Source organism: Acidovorax sp. 99 (assembly GCF_003096455.1).
Lineage (GTDB): Bacteria > Pseudomonadota > Gammaproteobacteria > Burkholderiales > Burkholderiaceae_C > Acidovorax > Acidovorax delafieldii.
Map to the genome: position 1 here is coordinate 1,336,362 of NZ_QEKU01000001.1, position 21,921 is coordinate 1,358,282.

A 21,921-nucleotide genomic window follows, 5' to 3' on the forward strand; every position below is an offset into this window, starting at 1 on the left:
CCTCTGACGCGAAACCAACAAGAGCTTTCATCAAACTGACCGCTCTCTGACAACTTAGGGTGAAACCCGCAGCACCCCTTTCAGCATCCGGAAATTGCTCAGGACTTGCCGGGTAAACCCGATGGGAGCTGGCTGACAGCGTCCCAGGCGGGGCCGTCGAACCAGGCGTCGCCATCGAGGTAGGCACGCAGCATGGGCAGGCCGTCGAGCCCCCAGAACAGCTTGCCGTCCACCCCAAACGCGGGCACGCCAAACACACCGGCTGCTTGCGCGGCTTCGGTGTTGGCGCGCAGCAAGGCCTTGGGGCCGTCGCTGTTCACGTCCTGCCCGGGGCGCACCTGCTCCGCGAGCGCCTCGGCCAGCGTGGCCAGGCGCGCAGGGTCCAGCGCGTCGGCGCCGCCTTGCCACACGTGCCGCAGCACCGTGCCCGCCACGTAGCGGTTGATGCTGCCGTCGTCACTGCATGCCAGGGCCTGGCGCAGCAGGGGCAGCGGGTTGAACGGGTGGCGCGCAGGCATCTGCAGTGGCGTGCCTTGCGCATGGCCCAGCCAGGTCACATGGCGGTAGGTCCAGTCGCGCTTGGGGGCAATGCCCGCAGGGCCGGGGTTGCCGTGCTGCTGCAGCAGGGCACCCAGCAGCACGGGCTGGTAGGTCACGCTATAGGTCAGCCCTTCCAGCACCTCGGGCAAGCGCTCAAACGCCAGCCAGGCATAGGGAGAAATGAAGTCCAGGTAGAACGTGATGCGCTTCATGCCTCGGTCTCCGGCACGGGCCAGTCAATGCCGGCGCGTTGCAACAACTGCGCCCAGATGGCGCGCCGCTGCGGAGCGTCGGCACGCGACCAGGCGCGGATTTCATCCAGCGTGCGAAAGCAGCCTTCGCAGTGGCTGCGGTCGGGCGTCATGCGGCACACCGAAATGCAGGGCGAAGGCACTGGCTCGGCACTTTTGGGGTCAAATTGGCCGGAAGCGCTAGTCTCTTTTGCCTTGACAGCTAGCAAATCAATAGCATTCATGCGGCCGCCTGGGTCGCAGACGCGTCCGCCACCGGTGCTTGCACCACGTCCACGACGGGTGCGCCCGTCAGGCGCTGCAGGTCGGTGGGGTGCAAGGGGAACACACCGTGGGGGTGGCCTGCTGCGGCCCACACCACGTCAAAGCGCAACAGGTCCTGGTCAATGAGCGTGACGGGCGGCGTGGCATGCGCCACGGGCGACACGCCGCCAATCGAGAAGCCGGTGCGCGATTTCACAAACTCGGCATCGGCCCGGCCGATCTTGCCGCCCACATGGGCTTCCACCTTTTTCTCGTCCACACGTCGGTCGCCCGAGGTGACCACCAGCACCGCAGCATCGTCGCTCTTGCGCCGAAAGATGATGCTCTTGGCCACCTGCCCCACCAGGATGCCCAGCGCATCGGCGGCCTGCTGTGCGGTGCGTGCGGCATCGTCCAGCATCTGCGGCAGGTGCGGGTGGCCGCGCCGCTGCAGTTCGGCAGCCACACGCTGTACGCCCTCGGGCAGGTTCTTCAGTTCGGCTCCACACATTCGCGTTGTCTCCAGCAGGTCTACAGGGGGGCGTGATTCGGTCGGGTCTCCCTCCATTTTGCCGCGCGCCATGGCCTCCCTCGCACCCCGGCCCGCATGTCCCTGCACGGCGCTCCGGCACCCGGGCCAAATCCGGCCACTTTACAAACAGGAAATGTGTGCGCCCCACAATGCGCCGAACCTTCCCAACCCAACCGCTCCCACGCCCATGAACGATGCTGCGTTGTCCCCGCTGTGCCCGAGCCTGCCCGCGACCTCCCCTGCCAACACTGTGCCGGGCCGCCCCGCCCTCGGGGCATTGCCATGCCGGGGAGCGTTGCTGGGGCTGCTGCTGATCGCGGGCATCTTGTCCGGCTGCAGCAAACCCAACGAGGCCCCCGCACCGGCCAGGGCCGCCCCCGAAGTGGGCGTGATCACGCTCAAGCAGCAAAGCCAGCAGCTCGAAGCCGCCCTGCCCGGCCGCACCCGCGCCTCGCTCACGGCCGAGGTGAGACCCCAGGTGTCGGGCATTCTGCAAAAGCGCCTGTTCACCGAAGGGATGCTGGTGCGCCAAGGCCAGCCGCTGTACCAGATCGATGACGCCTCGCTGCGGGCCACCGAAGCCAGCGCGCAGGCAGCCCTGGCCAAGGCCGAGGCCACCGCGCGCACCCAGGAGGCCACGGCCAAGCGCAATGCGGAGCTGGTGAAGATCGACGCCATCAGCCAGCAGGCGTTTGAAGAAAGCCAGGCCGCCGCCGCCCAGTCGCGCTCCGACGTGGCCGTGGCCCAGGCCAACCTGGCCACGGCGCGCATCAATCTCAAGTACAGCCGCATCGAGGCACCGATCAGCGGCCGCATCAGCCTGTCCAACGTCACGCCGGGAGCGCTAGTCACAGCCAACCAGGCCGACGCGTTGACCTCCATCGTCCAGCTCGACCCGATGTACGTGGACTTCACCCAGTCCACCACCGAGCTGATGCAGCTGCAGCGGGACTGGGACGCGGGCCGCTTCCAGAAGGTGGAGGGTGACAAGATCCCGGTGCGCATCCGCCTGGACGACGGTACCGAGTACGCACAGCGCGGCCAGCTGCAGTTTGCGGGCGTGATCGTGAACGCCACCACCGGCACCGTCACGCTGCGCGCCGTGGTGCCCAACCCAAAGGGTACGCTGATGCCTGGCATGTACGTGCAGGCGCTGCTGCCCACCGGCCTCGCGCCCGAAGCCCTGCTGGTGCCCCAGCAGGCCGTGACCCGCGACCTCACCGGCAAGCCCAGCGTGTTGGTGGTCAAGGACGGTGATGTGGTGGAAAAGCGCCCGATCAACATCGACCGTGCAGTGGGCAACCAGTGGCTGCTGCAAGGCGGGCTGGCTGCGGGCGAGCGCGTGGTGGTCGAGGGTTTCCAACGCGTCAAACCCGGCGACAAGGTGCGCGCGGTAGAGGTGGACCCGAAGGCCCCCGCCAAGGGCCGCAAGGGCGCCCCTGGCGCTGACGCACCCGCCGCCGCAGGTGCCGCGCCCGCGTCAGCCCCCGCATCCAATCCCGCTCCGGCAGCCTCCCGCTGAGCACGAAGGACGCAGCACATGGCTCAGTTCTTCATCAACCGGCCCATCTTTGCGTGGGTCATCGCCATCATCATCATGCTGGGCGGCGCGCTGTCCATCGTCACGCTGCCGCTGGAGCAGTACCCCGACATCGCTCCGCCGCGCGTGACCATCGGCTCGCAATACACCGGCGCCTCGGCCGAGACGGTGGAAAACTCGGTGACGCAGATCATCGAGCAGCAGCTCAAGGGCATCGACAACATGCTCTACATGAGCTCGACCTCGGACGCCTCGGGCCGCTCGCGCACCACCCTCACCTTTGCGCCCGGCACCAACATCGACGTGGCGCAGGTGCAGGTGCAGAACAAGCTGCAGGCCGCCACCAACCGCCTGCCCGACGCCGTCAAGAGCCGGGGCGTGTTCGTGAACAAGGGCGGGCAGGACTTCCTGGTCACCTACAGCTTCTTCTCCAAGGACCCGTCGATGAGCGCCGTGGACATCGGCGACTTCCTGACCAGCAGCCTGGTGGACGTGATCGGCCGCATCGACGGCGTGGGTGACGTGACGGTGTTCGGCACCAACTACGCCATGCGCATCTGGATGGACCCGGCCAAGATGGAGAAGTACGCGCTGATGCCGTCGGACCTGGTCAACGCGCTCAACGCCCAGAACGCCCAGGTGTCTGCCGGCCAGCTGGGCGCCCTGCCGGCGGTGTCCGACCAACAGCTCAACGCCACCATCACCGCCCGCACCAAGCTCAAGACGGTGGAGCAGTTCGAGGCCATCGTGCTCAAGTCGGCGCTCGACGGCTCTGTGGTCACCATCAAGGACGTGGCCCGTGTAGAGCTGGGTGCCGAGAACCTGACCGTGAAGGCCAAGCTCAACGGCATGCCCGGCGCGGGCATGGGCATCGTGCTGGCCGACGGCGCCAACGCGATGCAGGTAGCCGACGCTATTGCTGCCAAGCTGGCCGAGCTCAAGCCCTACTTCCCCAACCAGATCGACTACTTCGTCAGCTCGGACTCCACGCCCTTCGTGCGCGCCTCCATCAAGGAAGTGGTGAGCGCGCTGGGCGAGGCCATGATCCTGGTGGTGATCGTGATGTTCGTGTTTTTGCAGAACTTCCGCGCCACGCTGATCCCCGCCATTGCCGTGCCCGTGGTGCTGCTGGGCACCTTTGGGGTGCTGTCGCTCGCGGGCTATTCGATCAACACGCTGACCATGTTTGCCATGGTGCTGGCGATTGGCCTGCTGGTGGACGACGCCATCGTGGTGGTCGAAAACGTCGAGCGCGTGATGCACGAGACCGGCCAATCAGCCAAGGAAGCCACACGCCAGTCCATGCGCGAGATCACGCCCGCCCTGGTGGGTATCGGGGTCACGCTGTCGGCGGTGTTTGTGCCCATGGCGTTCTTTGGCGGCTCCACCGGCGTGATCTACCGGCAGTTCTCGATCACTATCGTGGCGGCCATGGCGCTGTCGGTGTTTGTGGCGCTGACCCTCACCCCGGCGCTGTGCGCCACGCTGCTCAAGCCCGCAGCCGCATCGGCCGGGCATGACCGGCCGATCCGGCGCGGCCTGCTGGGCCTGAACGACCGGTTCTTCCGCTGGTTCAACCACCACTTCGATGCCACTGCGGCGCGCTACCAGGGCACTGTGGCCTACACCCTGCGCCGCACCAAGCGCATGGCGCTGATCTTTCTGGCCGTGTGTGGCGTGGTCTGGCTGCTCATGGCGCGCCTGCCCACCTCCTTCCTGCCTGACGAAGACCAGGGCTTTCTGTACGTGAACGTGAACCTGCCATCGGGCGCCGCCGATGCGCGGCTGCAGAGCGTGCTGGACCAGGTGCGCGACTACTTTGCGCAGCAGCCCGATGTGCTGAGCTTCTACCAGGTCTCGGGCATCAACGGCGACCAGGCCTCGGCACGCGGCTTTGTGCGCCTCAAGCCCTGGGAAGACCGCACGCTGCCCAACCAGGCCGCCGCACAGATCGCCTACAAGGCCACGCGCGACCTGGCCTCCATCCGTGATGCGCGGGTGCTGGTCGTCATGCCGCCGGCCGTGCGGGGCCTGGGCTCCAGCTCGGGCTTCAACTTCGTGATCAAGGACATGAACGGGCTGGGCCACCAGGCGCTGCTGGCGGCCACCAACACCTTCCTGACCGAAGCGCGCAAGCGGCCCGAGCTGACCAACCTGCGCATGACCAACCTGGAGGACGCCAGCGAGCTGCGCCTGGAGATCGACGACCGCAAGGCCGCTGCACTGGGGCTGTCGTACAACGACATCAACAGCGTGCTCTCCAGCGCCATTGGCGGCACCTACGTGAACGACTTTTTGAACAACGAGCGGGTCAAGCGCGTGTACATCCAGGGCGACGCGCCAGCGCGCATGCTGCCGCAGGACGTGGCGCGCTGGAGCGTGCGCAACAGCAAGGGCGAGATGGTGCCGTTTGGCGCGTTCTCGACCAGCTACTGGGCCTACGGCTCGCCGCAGCTGCTGCGCTACAACGGCAACCCGGCCTACGAGCTGGAAGGCCGCGCGGCACCAGGCGTGAGCTCGGGCGCCGCCATGAAGATCGTGGAAGACATCCTGCGCACGCTGCCCCCGGGCATCGGTTACGAGTGGACGGGCGCTTCGCTGCAAGAGCGGCAGTCAGGGGCCCAGGCCCCCATGCTGTACGCGATCTCGATCCTGTTCGTGTTCCTGTGCCTGGCCGCCCTGTACGAGAGCTGGACCGTGCCGCTGTCGGTGATCCTGGCCGTGCCGCTGGGTGTGGTGGGCGCGCTCGCGGCCACTTACACCCGGGGCCTGACCAACGACGTGTACTTTCAGGTGGGGCTGCTGACCACCGTGGGGCTGGCGTCCAAAAACGCGATCCTGATCGTCGAGTTTGCGGTGCAGCTGCAAGAACAAGGCAAGAACCTGTTTGACGCCATCGTCGCCGCGGTGCGCCTGCGGCTGCGGCCCATCCTGATGACGTCGCTGGCCTTTGGGTTCGGGGTGATCCCGCTGGCCATCGGCACCGGCGCGGGTGCCGGCGGGCGGGTGGCCATCGGCACCGCCGTGCTGGGCGGCATGCTGGCGTCCACCGTGCTGGGCATCTTCCTGGTGCCGGTGTTCTTCCTGCTCATCCGCCGCTGGTTCAAGAGCCGGTCGCGCAGCGAGGACAACGCCCCGCCACCCGCAGCCACCACCCCACCGCACCCTACACAGGAGAGCGCAGTATGACGCGCCCCCCCTTGTCGCCAGGCCGCGAGCGTCGGCCCACCACCCTTGCCGCCATGACGGTGGCCTTGGCCGCTGCCACACTGCTCGCAGGCTGCAACCTGGCCCCTACTCACCAGACCCCTGCCCTGCCGGTGCCTGACACCGTGGGTACGACCAGCGGACAGCCCGCTGTGGCCAGCGACGCCAGCGTGCAAGCGGCGGCTGCGCTGGGCTGGGTGCAGGCCCAACCGCTGCGTGATGTCATTGCCCTGGCGCTGTCCAACAACCGCGACCTGCGGGTGGCCATCGAGGCCATCGAGCGGGCGCGCGCCCAGTACGGCATCACCCGGGCGGACCTGTTGCCCAGCGTGACCGCGCAGGCGCAAGCCAGCCGCGCCCGCACCGCCGCCGGCATGAGCAGCGCCACCGCCCCCGCACAAGTGGCTACGCAGTACACGGCGCAACTGGGGTTTGCCAGCTACGAAATCGACTTCTGGGGCCGCGTGCGCAACCTCAACGAGGCGGCGCTGCAGCAATTTCTGCAGAGCCAGCAGAACCAGCGCAACATCCAGACGGGCCTGATTGCCGATGTGGCCAACGCCTGGCTCACCCTGGCCGCCGATGAGGCCCGGCTGCAACTGGCGCGCGACACCCTGGCCAGCCGCGAAAAGGCCTATGCGCTGACCGAACGCATCCACGCCATCGGCTCCACCTCGGGGCTGGTGCTGGCCCAGGCACAGACCACGGTAGACGCTGCACGCGGCGATGTGGCGACCTACCTGGCCCAGGTGGAGCGCGACCGCAACGCCCTGCAATTGCTGGTGGGCGGCCCGGTGCCTGCGGCCCTCTGGCCCACTGCCAGCACGCTGCGTGCCGACGCGCAGGCCCCGGCGGCGTTGCAGCCCGTACCGGTGCCACTGGCCTCCAGCGTGCTACTCGCCCGGCCCGACATACAGGCCGCCGAAAACGCCCTGCGCGCCGCCGAGGCGAACATCGGCGCTGCGCGGGCGGCCCTGTTCCCCACCATCAGCCTCACGGCCAACATAGGCACCGGCAGCCGTGAGCTGGACGGCTTGTTTGGCGCGGGCAGCGGCACCTGGAGCTTTGTGCCACTCGTCCGCCTGCCCATCTTCGACGCCGGCCGCAACCGCGCCAACGTGCAGGTGGCCGAGGCCAACCAGCGCATCGCGGTGGCCCAGTACGAGAAGGCCGTGCAGACCGCGTTCCGCGAGACCGCCGATGTGCTGGCCGACCGCGCGCAATGGGACGAGCGAATCGCCGCGCAGACGCGGCTGGTGGCCTCCACCCAGAAGGCGTTCGACCTGTCGGAGGCGCGGTTCAAGGCCGGCGTGGACAACTACCTCACGGTGCTGGATGCGCAACGCAGTCTGTATGCGGCGCAGCAGACCCTCATCGGCCTGCGCCAGGCCGAGCAGGTCAACCGCGTGACGCTGTGGAAGGTGCTGGGCGGCACCCCGGACGCCGGTTGACGGCGACCGGGTGGCGTTGGACCAGCGGGGTCAGCCCGCGCGCTTGGTCAGCAAGGCGTTGGCTGCGCGTGAGTTGGGCTTGCGGTCCAGAAAGCCGCTGATGTAGGCGCCTGCGTCGATGAGCAAGTCGAGGTCGATGCCGGTCTCAATGCCCATGCCCTGCAGCATGTAGACCACATCTTCGGTGGCCACGTTGCCGGTGGCTCCCTTGGCATAAGGGCAGCCCCCCAACCCAGCCACGGACGACTGGAAATTCCACACCCCCAGCTCCAGCGCGGCCAGTGTGTTCGACAGCGCCTGGCCGTAGGTGTCGTGGAAGTGTCCCGAGACTTCATCGATGCCAAAGTGCTGCAGCGTCGCCTCCAGCGCCTTTTGCACCTTGCGCGGCGTGCCCACGCCGATGGTGTCGGCCACATCCACGCGCTGCACGCCAATGCCCTTGAGCAGGCCCGCCAGATAGGCCACACGCTCTGGGGCAATGTCACCCTCGTAGGGGCAGCCCACAGTGCAGCTCATGGCGCCGCGCACGCGGATGCCTGCGGCCAACGCGGCCTCTACCACTGGGGCAAAGCGCTCAATGCTCTCGGCAATGCTGCAGTTGATGTTGCGCTGGCTGAAGGCCTCGCTGGCGGAGCCGAAGACGACGATCTCGTCGGGCTTGTCGAGCACGGCCGCCTCAAAGCCCTTGAGGTTGGGTGTGAGCACCGAATACGCGACGCCGCTCTGGCGCGTGACACCAGCCATCACCTCATGGTTGTCGGCCATCTGCGGCACCCACTTGGGGCTGACGTAGCTGGTGACTTCGATCTCTTTGAGGCCCGCCTGCTGCAGGCGGTGCACCAGCTCGATCTTGACGGCGGCGGGCACCGGGGTCTTTTCGTTCTGCAGGCCGTCACGGGGGCCAACGTCGATGAGGCGGACGCGGGAGGGAATGCTCATGGGGCTACCAAGGGTGGACAGGAATCTCGCCATTGTCTCGCCAGCGCCGCCGCAGGGCCACCTCATATCGTGCCAGACCATTCGCCGGACGCGCCATCAGCCAGCCCGGGTGTGATCACCCTCGACCTCCTGCCGCAGCAAGGCCACCATGGCCTGCGCCGCCAGCGACAGCGGCCGCCCGCGCAGCGTGATCAGCCCGATGGGCCGGTGCAGCACGGGCGCCTTGAGCGCGCGCGTCACCACCTCGGGCCTGCGCACCACCTGGGCGGCCAGCTCGGGCAGCGCGCTCACCCCCAGCCCCGCCGCCACCATGGCCGCGATGGTGGCCAGGTGCTCCACCTCGTAGCGGGGTTCAAAGCGGATGCGGTGCGTCAGCAAGGCCTCTTGCGCGTACTGCCGCACGCTGGTGCCCGCAGGCATGGAGATGTGGGGCAGCTCGGCCACATCGGCCCAGGCAATGGCTCCCCGCCCACGGGCCAAGGGGTGCGTACGCGGCATCAGCAGCACAAACCGGTCGGACACCAGCGGGGTGTAGTCCAGGTCCGCATAGGCGGGGTTGGCGGCCGTGAGGGCAAAGTCCACGCGCCCGGCACGTACCATGTCGAACGCCGGGCCTGCCAGGCTGTCGATCAGCTCCATCTGTACGCCCGGGTGCTGCGCGGCAAACCGGGCAAAGGCCCGTGGCACGGCCCCGGCCGCCAGCGACGGCAGCGCCGCCAGCGCAATGCGACCCACCTGCAGCTGCGCCACCTCCTGCACGCGGCGCACGGTCTCCTCCATCTGGTGGCGCAGAAACCGCGCCTGCTCGGCAAACACCTCGCCCGCCAGCGTGAGTTGCACGGTGCGCGTGGTGCGCTCGAACAGGCGCACGTCCAGCATCTCTTCCAGCCGCGCCACCGTACCCGACACCGCCGACTGCGACAGGTGCATCTGCAAGGCCGTGCGCCGAAAACTCAGCGTCTCGGCCAGCGACAGGAACACATCCACCTCGCGGGCGGACCAATTGATCTTCATAGCCGATCAGTCTATCGAAAAAGACGTCTGGACCGCGCAATGTGGGGCCCCTAGACTGAATTCAACGCAAGCACACCGCTTGAGCAGATTGAGAGCCACAAGGAGACACGATGGAGAACAGTTCGCCGCGCAGCGCGCGCACCGTGGTGGTAGGCGGAGGCACCATGGGGGCCGATGTGGCCGTGGTCCTGGCCCGTGGCGGCGCGCAGGTCACGGTGGTGGACCCCCACGCCGCCCGCCGCGACCATCTGCGGCCCCACATCGCCCAGGAGCTGGCCGCTGCCGGCCAGGCTACCCACGCCGGCCCGGTGCAGGTGTGCGCCAGCCTGCAGGAGGTGGACTGGAACGGCGTGGTGCTGGTGGTGGAATGCATCACCGAGCAACTGGCTGCCAAACAAAAGCTGTTTGCCGAGCTGGAAACCGTGGCGCCCCCCAACGCCGTGCTGGCCAGCAACAGCTCGGGCTTTCCCATCAGTGCCATCGCCCAGGGGCTGGCCACGGCGCAGCGTATGCTGGGCCTGCACTTTTTCATGCCCGCCCACCTGGTGCCGCTGGTGGAGGTAGTGCTGGGCGGGCGCAGCGACCCGGCCCTGGGCACCTGGCTGCACGCCTTCATGCGTGGCTGCGGCAGCGTGCCGGTGCTGGTCAAGAAGGACAAGCCCGGCTTTCTGGCCAACCGCATGCAGCATGCGCTCTCGCGCGAGGCGTTTGCGCTCATCGACGAAGGCATTGCCTCGCCCGAAGACGTGGACGCCGCCGTGCGCTTTGGCTTCGGCTTCCGCTTTCTGGCGGCCGGGCCGGTGCTGCAGCGCGACCACGCGGGCATTGAGGTGCACACCGCCGCCGCAGCCACCATGTACCCCACGCTCTCGAACACCGACATACCCGCCCAGGCCCTGCGCGACAAGGTGGCCCAGGGACAGCTCGGCATGAAGACAGGCAAAGGTTTCTTCGACTGGCCGGAAGACCGCAAGCAGGCCGAGCGCGCGCGCTACGACACGCTGCTGCGCCAGGGACTGGCTCTGCTGGCGAGCGAGCTGCCCAACATCGAGCCCCCTGCAGACGCGGCCAAAAACACCGGAGATTGTTCATGACCGCATCGCCCACATCACCTGCTATGGCCAGCCAGTGGGCCGACCCGCTGATCGTGACCGTGGCCCCCAACGGCGCGTACAAACAGCCCGCAGACCACCCGACCGTGCCCATCACCCCCGCCACGCTGGCCACCACGGCCAAGGCCTGCCTGGACGCGGGAGCGGCCATGCTGCACATGCACATCCGCGACGCGCAAGGCCGCCACAGCCTCGATGTGGAGGGCTACCGTGAGGCGCAGCGCGTGGTGCGCCAGGCTGTGGGCGACGCGATGGTCATCCAGATCACCAGCGAAGCCGCAGGCGTGTACCAGGCCCCCGCGCAGATCGCCATGGTGGAGGCCCTGCAACCCGAGGCCGTGTCCATCGGACTGCGCGAAGTAGACAAGCCCGAGATCGGCGAAGCCGGACTGCAGCGCTTCTTCACTGGCCTCGCCCAGCGCCGCACCATGGTGCAGGTCATCCTGTATGACGTGGCCGACCTGCGCCGCTGGCAGGCACTGCGCGCCAGTGGCGTGGTACCGGATGCGCCTTGGTTCCTGCTGTTTGTGCTGGGCCGCTACAGCGCGGGCCAGACCTCCAGCCCGCGCGACCTGCTGCCGTTTCTGAACGCCCATGACGGCAACGAACCTTGGGCCGTGTGCGCCTTCGGGGCGGCAGAGAACGCCTGCGTGGCCGCCGCCGCCGTGTTTGGCGGCCATGCCCGCGTGGGGTTTGAAAACAACCTGCTGTGCAAGGACGGCAGCGTGGCCCCTGACAACACCACGCTGGTGCGCCAGGCCGTCGAAGCCGCCGCCGCACTGGGCCGCCCGCTGGCCACCGCCGCTGACATCCGGCAGCGCTTTGGCGCAGGCTGAGCGACACCACTCCACCGCGCTCCCCATCCATTGACATCAACCCGCAGCAGACGGGCTTTATCCATCCCCACAGGAGACAGACATGCACCACCGCCAACTTCACTCGTCCACGCCCCGCACCGCCCGGCGCGCCGTGCTGCGCGCAACCCTTGCCGTGCCCCTGGCCCTGGGCATCGCAGGTCACGCTGCGGCGCAGACGGCCGCCACCGCCTTCCCCAGCAAGACCATCCGCTTTGTGGTGCCCTACCCGCCCGGTGGACCCACCGACCTGATGGCCCGCATGCTGCAGCCCGAGCTGCAAAGCCGCCTGGGTGTACCTGTGGTGGTGGACAACAAGGGCGGCGCCGGTGGCAACACCGGCAGCGCCGAGGTGGCCAAGCAGGCGCCAGCGGACGGCCACACGCTGCTGCTTGCCGCCAGCGGCCCGATGGCGGTCAACCCCTCGCTGTACGCCAGCATGCCGTTCAACCCGCTGTCCGATCTGGTGCCGGTGATCCAGCTGTCGGCATTCCCGCTGGTGCTGGAGGTGCATCCCTCCCTGGGCGTCAAGACACTGGCCGAGTTCCTGGCCATGGCCAAGGCCGGCAAGCCGGTGCTGAGCTACGCGTCGGCCGGCAACGGCACACCGCAGCACCTGGCGGGGGAGCTGTTCAACACCACCGCGGGCGTGAAGATGGGGCACATCCCCTACCGTGGCGCTGGCCCCGCGCTCAACGACCTGATCGGCGGACAGGTGAACGTGATGTTCGACATCGTCGGTAGCTCCCTGCCCCACATCCAGGCGGGCAAGCTCATCCCGCTGGCCGTTACATCCAGCGAACGCGCCAAGGTGCTGCCCAATGTGCCCACCATGGCGGAGGCTGGCATTGCGGGCTACCAGATCACCGGCTGGCATGGCATTGCGGTGCGCGCGGGCACCCCGCAAGCCACCGTCGACAAACTCAACGCCACGGTGAATGCGATCTTCAAGGAACCCGCCTTCCGCACCAAATGGGAAGCCATTGGCACGCCCGTGGTGGGGGGCTCAGCGGCAGACTTTGGGGCGCTCATCAAGGCCGACGCGCAGCGACTGGGCAAGCTGGTGCGCGACGCCGGCGTGACGGTGGATTGAAAAGGCACCCCCTCTGTGCCCGCGCGCGGAGGGCTATGCGACAGACCTGGGGCGCAAGCGCAGCAGCAGCCAGCCCACTGCCATACCGACGGCGCTGGAGAGCAGCATCACTGCACCGATCACGATCTTCACGGTGGTGGAACTGCGGATTTCCGCCTGCGCCGGGTCCTTGGCGGAGTAGCGCACCGAAACAGTCTCACCCACCTTGTGGATGGCCTGCTGCTGGCGTGCGACCGAATCCGTGAAGCTGTAGGTTCGCCCATCGCCCGCCACAAACTCCACAATGCTTTTCTTGGCAAGCCCCCGGCGGTGGGATGGGCCGGTCATGATTTCTTCATGCGCCACCACCCGGCCCTTGGCGGTGTGCGTGTCGCCCAGCATGTTCATGGCAGAGGCCAATAACCACGCCGCACCCAGCGCGGTCAAGGCGCTGGGCACCAGCAGGATCCAGCCCAAAAGACCAAAGAAACGACGGAACGTGGAGGTGCTCATGCCCGCCATTCTCTAAGCTCGCGAGCGCGTGGACCGGCGGCTTCAGTAGCCTCTGGCAGGGTTCACGATGCCCGCCACCGCCTCGCCGTGCTCCAGCGCCACCATCTTGCGTGCGATCTGGGCAATGCTCTCGTCGCGCAGCGTGCGCGCCGAGGTGTGGGGCGTGACGGTGATGCGAGGGTGCGTCCAGAACGCATGGCCTGCGGGCAACGGCTCGGTGCGGAACACATCGAGCGTGGCTCCAGCCACATGGCCGCTGTCGATGGCGGCCACCAGGTCTTCGTCCACCAGGTGCGCGCCGCGCGCCACATTGATCACATAAGCACCGGGCAACAGGCGGCCCAGCGTGTCCTTGTTGATCACGTTGGCCGTATCGGGCGTGAGGGGCAGCAGGTTGACCAGCACACGGCTCGCGGCCAGAAAGTCATTGAATTGATCTGCGCCCGCAAAGCCGCGCACGCCGTCGATGGCCTTGTGGCTGCGGCTCCAGCCGTTGATGGGAAAGTCAAACAACGCCAGCGCCTTGGCAACCCGCTCGCCCAGCACGCCCAGGCCCATCACACCGATGGGATAGTCGCTGCGCAGGCGTGGCTTGCGGTAGCCCCAGCGGCCCGCCTGGGTGTCGGCCTCATAGCCATCAAACTCGCGGAAGTGGCGGATCACCGCGTGGCACACATATTCGGCCATCTGTACGGCCATGCCCGCATCATCCAGACGCACCACCAAGGCCTGGGGCGGCAGGCGCAGCTTGAGCAGGGCATCCACCCCTGCGCCGATATTGAAGAGCGCCTTGAGGCCAGGCTGTTCGTCCATGAACTGCTGGGGTGGTGCCCAGACCACGGCGTAGTCGGCCTGCGGGGCGCCGGGCTGCCAAACAGAAATCTCAACGCCGGGCAGCGCGGCGGAAAAGCCCTGGAGCCAGGGCTCGGGCTTGGCATCGGTACAGCAAAAGGTGATTTTCATGGGGCCCAAGCGTAGCCGCATTGGGCCCCCTGCGCTGTCACCTGCAGACGACTCGGGACACTGCGTGGCTCAGGCCTTGTCGGCGGCTACCAGCTTGAGCAGCTCTGCCCCCTCGGTCACCTGGTCGCCGGGCGCGTACAGCAGCTCCTGCACCACGCCGTCGGCTGGGGCGGCAATGGTGTGCTCCATCTTCATGGCCTCCATCACCGCCAGTGGCTGCCCCTTGGCAACCTTGTCGCCCGCCTTCACGGCAAACGACACCACCTTGCCGGGCATGGGGGCCGTGAGGCGTCCGCCTTCAGCCGCTGCCTCGCCCGCGTGGGCCAGCAGGTCGATGGCGGTGATCTGCGTGGCGCCCAGCGGGGTGAACACATGGTCCACCTCGCCCTGCGCATACACGGCAGCGCGCGTGCGCTGGCCGGCGAACTGCAACTCGATGGCGCCCTGGGGCGCTGCGCCAAAGACCAGCGGCCCGGCCACCGCCGCATCGCCCTCGCCCACCTTCAAGTGCAAGCCGCCACCGCGCTCGTAAGTCAGCAGCGCCTTGGCGTGTTCACCGCCAAATTCAAATTCAAACCGGCGCTGCACCACTCCATGCGTGTGAAAGCCGTCGCGGCGGCTGAACGGGTCCACGCCCTCGCTCGTGCGCTCATTCAGCAAGGCCTGCGCCACGGCCGCCGCAGCGGCCAGGGGCAAGCCCACGGGCTCCTGATGGAACAACACGGCCTGCTCGCGCGGGATCAGCGCCGTGTCCAGCTTGGCGCTGGCAAACGCATCGGTGCGTGCCACGCGGCGCAAAAACTGCACGTTGGTTGCCAGGCCCACGATGTGGGTCTGGGCCAGCGCCTCGTCCAGCCGCGCCAGCGCCTGTTCGCGCGTGTCGCCGTGCACGATGAGCTTGGCCACCATGGAGTCGTAGAACGGGCTGATCGCATCGCCCTGTCGCACGCCGGAATCCACGCGCACCGCGCCGCGTTCAAACGTCACGCAATCGGGCAGCGCATACACATTGAGCGCACCGGTCGCGGGCAGGAAGTTGTTGTCGGGGTTCTCGGCACAGATGCGGGCCTCGATGGCGTGGCCTGTGATGCGCAGGTCTTGCTGCTGGAGCGGCAAGGGCTCGCCCGACGCTACACGCAGCTGCCACTCCACCAGGTCGAGGCCGGTGATCGCCTCGGTCACAGGGTGCTCCACCTGCAGGCGGGTGTTCATCTCCATGAAGTAGAACTTCATCTGCTCGGGGGCGTCGTAGCCGCCGGGCTGCTCGACGATGAACTCAACCGTGCCCGCGCCCACGTAGTTCACAGCCTTGGCTGCGGCCACAGCGGCCTCGCCCATGCGGGCACGCAGCTCCGGCGTCATGCCCGGCGCAGGCGCTTCTTCCAGCACCTTCTGGTGGCGGCGCTGCACGGAGCAATCGCGCTCAAACAGGTACACACAGTTGCCGTGCGTGTCGCCAAACACCTGGATCTCAATGTGGCGCGGGCGCTGCACGTACCTTTCGACCAGCACCGCGTCGTCACCAAAGCTGTTGATGGCCTCGCGCTTGCAGGAGTCGAGCGCCGCCGCAAAGTCCTCGGCCTTGCCCACGGCGCGCATGCCCTTGCCGCCACCGCCTGCGCTGGCCTTGATGAGCACGGGATAGCCAATACGGTCCGCCTCGCGTTGCAGCAGCGCCGGGTCCTGGTCAGCACCGTGGTAGCCGGGCACCAGGGGCACATGTGCCTGCTCCATGAGGCGCTTGGACTCGGCCTTTAGCCCCATGGCATTGATGGCGCTGGCGGGGGGGCCAATGAAAACCAGGCCCGCGTCGGCACAGGCCTTGGCGAAGTCTTCGTTCTCGCTCAGAAAACCGTAGCCAGGGTGGATGGCCTGCGCGCCCGTGGCCTTGGCAGCCTCGATGATGCGTTCCCAGCGCAGGTAGCTGTCCTTGGGTGCGCTGCCGCCAATGTGCACGGCCTCGTCGCACACGGCCACGTGTTTGGCGTTGGCGTCGGCGTCGGAGTACACGGCGACGGTTTTCACGCCCAGGCGCTTGGCAGTCGCTGCGACACGGCAAGCGATCTCGCCGCGATTGGCAATCAGGATTTTTTTAAACATTGCGCCCTCCTGCGGCGAGATCGCCTGCGCACGCTACGCGTGCCATGCGATTTGTCGAAACGGTTGCTAAGCAACCGTTTTCACCACGGTTTGCAATAAGGATCTTGTTGAACATGTTTAAGCCACCTTGGCAGAACCAGAAAAGAAAGAGGACAAGCGCCGCACCACGGCGCGCAGAAACTTGAACAGCACCACCAGCAGCAGCACCGACACGACCACCATCACCACCAGCGCGATGCCAAAGGCCACCGGGTGCTGCGTGGCCAGCCACACCACGGCCACCACCAGGCCGTCTTCAAAGAACGACAGCCCCCAGTTGGAAAACGGCTCGGGCGAGGTGTTCACGGCAGCGCGGGTGGTCATCTTGGTGGCCAAGGCCGTGGCAGAGAGCGAGCCGCCCAGCAGTCCCGCCACCACGGCCATGGTCGCGTTGTCGGCACCGAACACGCCGTAGGCCAACGCAGCGCCCGCAGGTACGCGGATGAAGGCATGGATGGCATCCCAGGCGCTGTCCACCCAGGGCACCTTGTCGGCAAAAAACTCCACCAGCAGCATGAAGCCGCTGACCATCAGCACCAGCGGGTGCTGCAGCATCGCCAGGCCTGGCGGCAGGGGCATCCAGCCCAGCACGCCCATCATGCCGACCAGGAACACCACGGCATACAGCCGGAACCCGCTGGCCCAGCCCAGTGCGGCGGCCAGCGCCAGCAGGCTGGGCATGTCGAGCTTCGCAGTTGCTGTGGCTGCCGCGTCGCCCACGGCGCGCGCGGTGCCGCCATCCACATGCAGCCCCAGCGTGTGGAGCCACTGCACGATGTTGAACCAGAGGGTGTCCATGGTCTGCTTGTACTGATCAGCCCACCCAGGCGGGTTTGCGCTTGTTGAGGAAGGACTGCACGCCTTCCTTGCCCTCGTCGCTGGCACGGATGTCGGCAATGCCCTGCACCGTGGCGGCGATGAGGCCCGCGTTGATCTCCCGCTCTGCCACATCCATCACCAGCCTCTTGCACACGCGCACAGCGTTGGGGCTGGCGCTGGTCAGGGCCTTGAGCAGTTCGTCCACTTTGGCGTCGAGCTGGTCAGCGACCACGACCTCATGCACAAAGCCAATGCGCAAGGCTTCGGCCGCGCCAAAACGCTCAGCGGTGAGGAAGTACCGGTGCGCAGCGCGTGCGCCCATGGCACGGATCACATAAGGGCTGATGGTGGCGGGGATGAGTCCCAGCTTCACCTCGCTGAGGCAAAAGCCCGCCGTGTCCACGGCCACGGCCATGTCGCACGCGGCCACCAGGCCCATACCACCTGCGTACACATCGCCCTGTACGCGGGCAATCGTGGGCTTGGGGCACTCGTAGATCACGCGCAGCATCTCGGCCAGCTTGCCGGCGTCGGCGATGTTTTCATCGCGCGTGTAGTCGGCCATGCGGCGCATCCAGTTGAGGTTGGCACCGGCGCAAAAGGCAGGGCCTTCTGCGGCGAGCACCACGGCGCGCACATCGGCACGCCCGCCCACTTCGATGAAGGCGGCGGTGATCTCGGCAATGACCTCATCGCTGAAGGCGTTGCGAATCTCAGGCTGCGTGAGCGTGATACGCGCCACGGCGCCGGTCTGAGTGATGGAAAGGTTCTGGCTGCTCATGGCTTGGACGGGTTTTGCAGAAAGTAGACGAAGTCCAGCTCGGGACAGGGCTGGCCCAGCGCGGTCAATGCCGCAGTGATCTGACCCCGGTGGTGCGTGCCGTGGTTGAACACGTGCGCCAGCGTGGCCGCAAACGGCAGCGATGCCGCCGTGCCACGCATGGTGGTGTAGTCGAGCGTGCCGCTCCAGCGATCAGGCGAGAACGAAGCAATCAACGGTGCCCAGCGGGCAGCGCCTTCGCGCAACCGGGCATCGAGTTGCGCGCGGTCGAGTTCCAGCTCGGCGTCCAGCGCCACCTTGGGCGAGATGCCTTCGGCAAAGCGCACGAACCACAGATGGTGCTCGCCCACCAGCAGGTGGTTGAGCGTGCCGTGGATGCTGTGGAAGAACAACCCCACATCGCGCCGGTAGTCGTCCCCTGGTACCTCCGTCACTGCGTCGAGCAGGCGAGCAGTGGCCCACTGGTTGTAGCGTGCGAGTTGGGTGAAATGGTCGGTGGCGTTCATGGCGCGGTCGGGGTGCCCAGCACCCGTTTCCAGAAGGATTGCAGCGCGGCCAGCGACTGAACGCGCGCTGTGGGGTTTCCGCCCTGGTGCACACCGTGGGCCGACGTGCCATTGGGCACATCGCCGCGCAGGCGCACGGGCGCGGTGCCATCAAAGCCGTGGTAGCTGCCTTCGTACACGTGCACCGTCACGTCGCTGCCAGCGCGGGCCTTCAGCGTGCCGGCCCAGTCCACGCAGGGTTGGGCTGGGGTCCAGTCGTCCAGCGCACCCAGCTGTATCAGCAGCGGAATACTTTCTGCCACGGCCTGGTGTTTGAGCAGGGGCCCGCAGCCGGGGTAGAAGACCGCCGCACCGGCCAGTGTCGGCTCGCCCTCGCGCGGGCGGGTGAGCCGCTGCACCAGCAAATTCAACGTGGTGGTGCCGCCGTTGGACCAGCCCATCACGCCGATGTGCCGCGCATCCACGCCGGGCTGCGCGGCCAGCCACACCAGGGCCGCGCGCGCGTCTTGCACGCGGTCGTTCACGTTCAGGCTGCGGTCGCTGTAACGGGTCTGGCACACATCACGCAGCCCGCGCGATCCGAAACTGTCCGGCATCAGCACGGCATAGCCTGCGGCGTGCAGCGTTTCGGCCGTTTCACGGTAGCGGGAAGACAAAACGCCCGCCTTGGCAAACAGGCCTCCACAGCCATGCAGCGCCAGAACGGCCGGCTGTACAGACGCACTGGCCTGCGCGGATGATGGCTGGGGCGCTGGCCACCAATGGGCACGCAGCACGGTACCGGAAGGCAAAGGCAACTCCACCTGGTGCAGCGCCGCAGGCTCTCCAGCGGGCGACTGGGCCCGTGCGGCGCCAGTGCAGACGCCAACGCAGGCGACAACAAGAGCCAACGCGGCGAAGGCCTTGCGAGGAGAGAGGTAGATGGCGAACGTCATGGCAGACAAGTCAACGCGCAATGGCGGCGGGGAACCCGTTCGCATCCAGAAACTCGGACACTGCGGGCTGCCACACCTGCGGGAAACGCGTGAAGAGGGAATGCCCGTCCTCGCCATGGGGCGGCAACTGCACAAAGCTCGCCTTGCCGCCCGCCTTGGTGAACGCAGCGTGCCACTGGCGTGGCAACTGGGGGCCGAAGTACATGTCATTTTCGGTGTAGATCCACAGCATGGGCACCTTGGCCTGCGCACCGTAGGCCTGAAAAGTGCGCTCCAGCGCTGGCTGCGAGCAGGGATTCTGGGGCCGGCCCTTAGGGTCGCCGCCACTGCCGCCTGCAAAGTTGACGGCCGCAACCACTCCGGGCGGATTCATCGCAGCCAGGGCCACGGTGCTGGCGCCACCGAACGACTGCCCGACCACCAACACCCTGTCGGGTGCAACGTCCGGCCGCTGGCGCACGGCGTTCAGGGCGGCCAGGATTTGCACGGCTGCGGCGTCGAACCCTGGCGCGTAGTTGCGGTTGTTGCAGGCCCCCGTGTCCTCCACGTCTTCGCCACCGCTCACGCCATAGCCCACGCGGGTCGGCACGGCCACCACAAATCCACGGCGCAGCAGGTAACGCGATGCATCGGTATAACGCGCCCGCCCCAGGCTGGCCCGGCCTTGCGCATCCGGTGCGCGACCGTGGTTGATGAGTGCAATCGGCGCGGGCCGGGGGTTGGTGTCGTCGGACCAGACCGTCACGCGGATGTCTTGGGCGATCTGCTTGCCCCAGGGGTTTTTGACCTGCACGGGAACATGGATCTGCTCCTCCACCACCCGTGCATGCGCGGCACTGGCCAGCACCGCCAACGCCACACCCCAAGACAGTCCACAAGACACGCGCATCTCTGCAGCCCCTTACATGCGGAACAGGCCGAACTTGGTGTCTTCGATCGGCGCATTGCGCGTGGCGGCCAGGCCCAGCGCCAGCACACGGCGGGTGTCGGCGGGGTCGATCACGCCGTCGTCCCACAAGCGCGCAGTGGCGTAGTAGGGGTGGCCCTGGTCTTCGTATTGACGGCGGATGGGGGCCTTGAAGGCTTCTTCCTCCTCCATGCTCCACTGGCCGCCCTTGCCTTCGATGCCGTCGCGCTTCACCGTGGCGAGCACGCCTGCGGCCTGCTCGCCACCCATCACGCTGATGCGCGCGTTGGGCCACATCCACAGGAAGCGGGGCGAGTACGCGCGGCCGCACATGCCGTAGTTGCCTGCGCCAAAGCTGCCGCCGATGATGATGGTGAACTTGGGCACGCTGGCCGTGGCCACGGCCGTCACCATCTTGGCGCCGTTGCGGGCGATGCCTTCGTTCTCGTACTTGCGGCCCACCATGAAGCCGGTGATGTTCTGCAGGAACACCAGCGGGATCTTGCGCTGGCAGCACAGCTCGATGAAGTGCGCGCCCTTGAGCGCCGACTCGCTGAACAGGATGCCGTTGTTGGCGATGATGCCGACCATCATCCCTTCGATGCGCGCAAAGCCCGTGACCAGTGTGGTGCCGTAGCGTGCCTTGAACTCGTCGAACTCGCTGCCGTCCACGATGCGCGCAATGATCTCGCGCACGTCAAACGGCTTGCGCGTGTCCACGGGGATCACGCCGTACAGCTCCTCTGCTGCGAATTTAGGAGCTACCGGTGCATGATCTGCGGGCGCCCGCGGCTTGTTTTTATTCAAATTGCGCACTGCATTGCGTGCCAGTTGCAGCGCGTGCATGTCGTTCTGCGCCAGGTGGTCGGCCACACCCGACAAGCGCGTGTGCACGTCGCCGCCGCCCAGGTCTTCGGCCGTCACGACCTCGCCCGTCGCGGCCTTGACCAGCGGCGGGCCACCCAAAAAGATGGTGCCCTGGTTCTTGACGATGATGGACTCGTCACTCATGGCCGGCACATAGGCACCACCTGCCGTGCACGATCCCATGACCACGGCGATCTGCGAGATGCCCATAGCGCTCATGTTGGCCTGGTTGAAGAAGATGCGGCCGAAGTGGTCGCGGTCAGGAAAGACTTCGTCCTGGTTGGGCAGATTGGCGCCGCCGGAGTCCACCAGGTAGATGCAGGGCAGGTGGTTCTGCTGCGCCACTTCCTGCGCGCGCAAGTGCTTCTTGACGGTGAGCGGGTAGTAGGTGCCACCCTTCACCGTGGCGTCGTTGCACACGATCATGCAGTCCACGCCGCTCACGCGGCCAACCCCCGCGATGAGCCCCGCGCCGGGCGCGTCGTTGTTATACATGTTGAGCGCGGCCAGCGGCGCCAGTTCGAGGAACGGCGTTCCCGGGTCCAGCAGCATCTGCACGCGCTCGCGCGGCAGCAGCTTGCCGCGTGCGGTGTGCTTGGCGCGGGCAGCCTCACCGCCGCCCTGGGCCACCTTGCCGAGCTGGGCGCGCAGGTCATCCACCAGCGTGCGCATGGCGGCGGCATTGGCCAGAAAGTCCGCCGAGCGGGCGTTGAGTTGGGTGTCGAGAATGGTCATA

At 67.2% G+C, this 21,921-nt stretch carries 20 protein-coding genes; 6 read left to right on the top strand and 14 right to left on the bottom strand.

All coding sequences use genetic code 11. The features are described from left to right. Nucleotides 1-98: 98 nt before the first annotated feature. From C8C95_RS06240 to C8C95_RS06250, 3 genes are read right to left on the bottom strand one after another with little or no spacing between them, the layout of a single operon-like run. The gene (locus C8C95_RS06240) at nt 99-752 is read right to left on the bottom strand and encodes a 2-hydroxychromene-2-carboxylate isomerase (RefSeq protein WP_116748019.1); all 654 of its coding nucleotides are present in this window, start codon (nt 750-752) and stop codon (nt 99-101) included. Then, the gene (locus tag C8C95_RS06245) at nt 749-1,015 is read right to left on the bottom strand and encodes a DUF1289 domain-containing protein (protein WP_116748020.1); all 267 of its coding nucleotides are present in this window, start codon (nt 1,013-1,015) and stop codon (nt 749-751) included. Before C8C95_RS06245 ends, C8C95_RS06240 begins: the two co-directional genes overlap by 4 nt. Next, entirely contained in the window at nt 1,012-1,545 is a 534-nt protein-coding gene (locus C8C95_RS06250; protein ID WP_116748021.1) for a YbaK/EbsC family protein, read from the bottom strand. The genes C8C95_RS06245 and C8C95_RS06250 overlap by 4 nt, the downstream gene beginning before the upstream one ends. Nucleotides 1,546-1,753: 208 nt before the next feature. Between C8C95_RS06250 and C8C95_RS06255 the strand changes: the two genes are divergently transcribed. From C8C95_RS06255 to C8C95_RS06265, 3 genes are read left to right on the top strand one after another with little or no spacing between them, the layout of a single operon-like run. Further along, the gene (locus C8C95_RS06255; RefSeq protein ID WP_243415643.1) at nt 1,754-3,088 is read left to right on the top strand and encodes an efflux RND transporter periplasmic adaptor subunit; all 1,335 of its coding nucleotides are present in this window, start codon (nt 1,754-1,756) and stop codon (nt 3,086-3,088) included. A gap of 18 nt (nt 3,089-3,106) precedes the next feature. Next, entirely contained in the window at nt 3,107-6,295 is a 3,189-nt protein-coding gene (locus C8C95_RS06260; RefSeq protein WP_116748022.1) for an efflux RND transporter permease subunit, read from the top strand. Beyond that, a complete protein-coding gene (locus tag C8C95_RS06265; protein ID WP_116748023.1) occupies nt 6,292-7,764 on the top strand; it encodes an efflux transporter outer membrane subunit in 1,473 nt (490 codons plus the stop codon). Before C8C95_RS06260 ends, C8C95_RS06265 begins: the two co-directional genes overlap by 4 nt. Before the next feature lie 30 nt (nt 7,765-7,794). Here the strand turns inward: C8C95_RS06265 and C8C95_RS06270 are convergent, their stop codons facing one another. Both C8C95_RS06270 and C8C95_RS06275 read right to left on the bottom strand, forming a co-directional pair. Continuing rightward, on the bottom strand, nt 7,795-8,703 hold the full coding sequence (locus C8C95_RS06270) for a hydroxymethylglutaryl-CoA lyase (RefSeq protein WP_116748024.1): 909 nt from the start codon (nt 8,701-8,703) through the stop codon (nt 7,795-7,797). Nucleotides 8,704-8,799: 96 nt separating this feature from the next. Further along, nucleotides 8,800-9,717 carry a LysR family transcriptional regulator gene (locus C8C95_RS06275; protein ID WP_116748025.1) on the bottom strand — a complete coding sequence of 306 codons (918 nt, stop codon included), beginning with the start codon at nt 9,715-9,717 and terminating at the stop codon, nt 8,800-8,802. 110 nt (nt 9,718-9,827) lie between these two features. On the opposite strand from C8C95_RS06275, the gene C8C95_RS06280 reads away from it, so the two are divergent. From C8C95_RS06280 to C8C95_RS06290, 3 genes are all read left to right on the top strand, one after another. After that, a complete protein-coding gene (locus C8C95_RS06280) occupies nt 9,828-10,811 on the top strand; it encodes a 3-hydroxyacyl-CoA dehydrogenase NAD-binding domain-containing protein (RefSeq protein WP_116748026.1) in 984 nt (327 codons plus the stop codon). Then, nucleotides 10,808-11,665, top strand: a complete 858-nt coding sequence (locus C8C95_RS06285; RefSeq protein WP_116748027.1) for a 3-keto-5-aminohexanoate cleavage protein — start codon at nt 10,808-10,810, stop codon at nt 11,663-11,665. The genes C8C95_RS06280 and C8C95_RS06285 overlap by 4 nt, the downstream gene beginning before the upstream one ends. A gap of 82 nt (nt 11,666-11,747) precedes the next feature. Next, on the top strand, nt 11,748-12,776 hold the full coding sequence (locus C8C95_RS06290; RefSeq protein ID WP_116748028.1) for a tripartite tricarboxylate transporter substrate binding protein: 1,029 nt from the start codon (nt 11,748-11,750) through the stop codon (nt 12,774-12,776). Between the two features lie 33 nt (nt 12,777-12,809). Here C8C95_RS06290 and C8C95_RS06295 read toward each other — a convergent pair whose 3' ends face one another. The 9 genes from C8C95_RS06295 to C8C95_RS06335 form a co-directional block, all read right to left on the bottom strand. Beyond that, the gene (locus C8C95_RS06295; RefSeq protein WP_116750160.1) at nt 12,810-13,268 is read right to left on the bottom strand and encodes a DUF3592 domain-containing protein; all 459 of its coding nucleotides are present in this window, start codon (nt 13,266-13,268) and stop codon (nt 12,810-12,812) included. A 42-nt stretch (nt 13,269-13,310) separates the two neighbouring features. After that, nucleotides 13,311-14,231 carry a glyoxylate/hydroxypyruvate reductase A gene (locus tag C8C95_RS06300; protein ID WP_116748029.1) on the bottom strand — a complete coding sequence of 307 codons (921 nt, stop codon included), beginning with the start codon at nt 14,229-14,231 and terminating at the stop codon, nt 13,311-13,313. Nucleotides 14,232-14,300: 69 nt separating this feature from the next. Further along, on the bottom strand, nt 14,301-16,331 hold the full coding sequence (locus C8C95_RS06305; protein WP_116748030.1) for an acetyl/propionyl/methylcrotonyl-CoA carboxylase subunit alpha: 2,031 nt from the start codon (nt 16,329-16,331) through the stop codon (nt 14,301-14,303). A 117-nt stretch (nt 16,332-16,448) separates the two neighbouring features. Next, a complete protein-coding gene (locus tag C8C95_RS06310; RefSeq protein ID WP_116748031.1) occupies nt 16,449-17,168 on the bottom strand; it encodes a DUF4126 domain-containing protein in 720 nt (239 codons plus the stop codon). A 16-nt stretch (nt 17,169-17,184) separates the two neighbouring features. Next, nucleotides 17,185-17,970 carry an enoyl-CoA hydratase/isomerase family protein gene (locus tag C8C95_RS06315; RefSeq protein ID WP_116748032.1) on the bottom strand — a complete coding sequence of 262 codons (786 nt, stop codon included), beginning with the start codon at nt 17,968-17,970 and terminating at the stop codon, nt 17,185-17,187. Next, complete coding sequence (locus C8C95_RS06320; protein ID WP_116748033.1) at nt 17,967-18,476, bottom strand: DinB family protein; 510 nt, start codon at nt 18,474-18,476, stop codon at nt 17,967-17,969. Before C8C95_RS06320 ends, C8C95_RS06315 begins: the two co-directional genes overlap by 4 nt. Further along, the gene (locus C8C95_RS06325) at nt 18,473-19,411 is read right to left on the bottom strand and encodes a dienelactone hydrolase family protein (protein ID WP_165836518.1); all 939 of its coding nucleotides are present in this window, start codon (nt 19,409-19,411) and stop codon (nt 18,473-18,475) included. The genes C8C95_RS06320 and C8C95_RS06325 overlap by 4 nt, the downstream gene beginning before the upstream one ends. Nucleotides 19,412-19,421: 10 nt before the next feature. After that, the gene (locus C8C95_RS06330) at nt 19,422-20,300 is read right to left on the bottom strand and encodes a dienelactone hydrolase family protein (protein ID WP_116748035.1); all 879 of its coding nucleotides are present in this window, start codon (nt 20,298-20,300) and stop codon (nt 19,422-19,424) included. A gap of 12 nt (nt 20,301-20,312) precedes the next feature. Then, nucleotides 20,313-21,920, bottom strand: a complete 1,608-nt coding sequence (locus C8C95_RS06335; protein ID WP_116748036.1) for a carboxyl transferase domain-containing protein — start codon at nt 21,918-21,920, stop codon at nt 20,313-20,315. Nucleotide 21,921 lies beyond the last annotated feature (1 nt).

Excerpts from the sequence above, each read along its gene's own strand:
- C8C95_RS06240 (WP_116748019.1), bottom strand. The coding sequence starts at position 752 with ATGAAGCGCATCACGTTCTACCTGGACTTCATTTCTCCCTATGCCTGG.
- C8C95_RS06245 (WP_116748020.1), bottom strand. The coding sequence starts at position 1,015 with ATGAATGCTATTGATTTGCTAGCTGTCAAGGCAAAAGAGACTAGCGCT.
- C8C95_RS06250 (WP_116748021.1), bottom strand. The coding sequence starts at position 1,545 with ATGTGTGGAGCCGAACTGAAGAACCTGCCCGAGGGCGTACAGCGTGTG.
- C8C95_RS06255 (WP_243415643.1), top strand. The coding sequence starts at position 1,754 with ATGAACGATGCTGCGTTGTCCCCGCTGTGCCCGAGCCTGCCCGCGACC.
- C8C95_RS06260 (WP_116748022.1), top strand. The coding sequence starts at position 3,107 with ATGGCTCAGTTCTTCATCAACCGGCCCATCTTTGCGTGGGTCATCGCC.
- C8C95_RS06265 (WP_116748023.1), top strand. The coding sequence starts at position 6,292 with ATGACGCGCCCCCCCTTGTCGCCAGGCCGCGAGCGTCGGCCCACCACC.
- C8C95_RS06270 (WP_116748024.1), bottom strand. The coding sequence starts at position 8,703 with ATGAGCATTCCCTCCCGCGTCCGCCTCATCGACGTTGGCCCCCGTGAC.
- C8C95_RS06275 (WP_116748025.1), bottom strand. The coding sequence starts at position 9,717 with ATGAAGATCAATTGGTCCGCCCGCGAGGTGGATGTGTTCCTGTCGCTG.
- C8C95_RS06280 (WP_116748026.1), top strand. The coding sequence starts at position 9,828 with ATGGAGAACAGTTCGCCGCGCAGCGCGCGCACCGTGGTGGTAGGCGGA.
- C8C95_RS06285 (WP_116748027.1), top strand. The coding sequence starts at position 10,808 with ATGACCGCATCGCCCACATCACCTGCTATGGCCAGCCAGTGGGCCGAC.
- C8C95_RS06290 (WP_116748028.1), top strand. The coding sequence starts at position 11,748 with ATGCACCACCGCCAACTTCACTCGTCCACGCCCCGCACCGCCCGGCGC.
- C8C95_RS06295 (WP_116750160.1), bottom strand. The coding sequence starts at position 13,268 with ATGAGCACCTCCACGTTCCGTCGTTTCTTTGGTCTTTTGGGCTGGATC.
- C8C95_RS06300 (WP_116748029.1), bottom strand. The coding sequence starts at position 14,231 with ATGAAAATCACCTTTTGCTGTACCGATGCCAAGCCCGAGCCCTGGCTC.
- C8C95_RS06305 (WP_116748030.1), bottom strand. The coding sequence starts at position 16,331 with ATGTTTAAAAAAATCCTGATTGCCAATCGCGGCGAGATCGCTTGCCGT.
- C8C95_RS06310 (WP_116748031.1), bottom strand. The coding sequence starts at position 17,168 with ATGGACACCCTCTGGTTCAACATCGTGCAGTGGCTCCACACGCTGGGG.
- C8C95_RS06315 (WP_116748032.1), bottom strand. The coding sequence starts at position 17,970 with ATGAGCAGCCAGAACCTTTCCATCACTCAGACCGGCGCCGTGGCGCGT.
- C8C95_RS06320 (WP_116748033.1), bottom strand. The coding sequence starts at position 18,476 with ATGAACGCCACCGACCATTTCACCCAACTCGCACGCTACAACCAGTGG.
- C8C95_RS06325 (WP_165836518.1), bottom strand. The coding sequence starts at position 19,411 with ATGACGTTCGCCATCTACCTCTCTCCTCGCAAGGCCTTCGCCGCGTTG.
- C8C95_RS06330 (WP_116748035.1), bottom strand. The coding sequence starts at position 20,300 with ATGCGCGTGTCTTGTGGACTGTCTTGGGGTGTGGCGTTGGCGGTGCTG.
- C8C95_RS06335 (WP_116748036.1), bottom strand. The coding sequence starts at position 21,920 with ATGACCATTCTCGACACCCAACTCAACGCCCGCTCGGCGGACTTTCTG.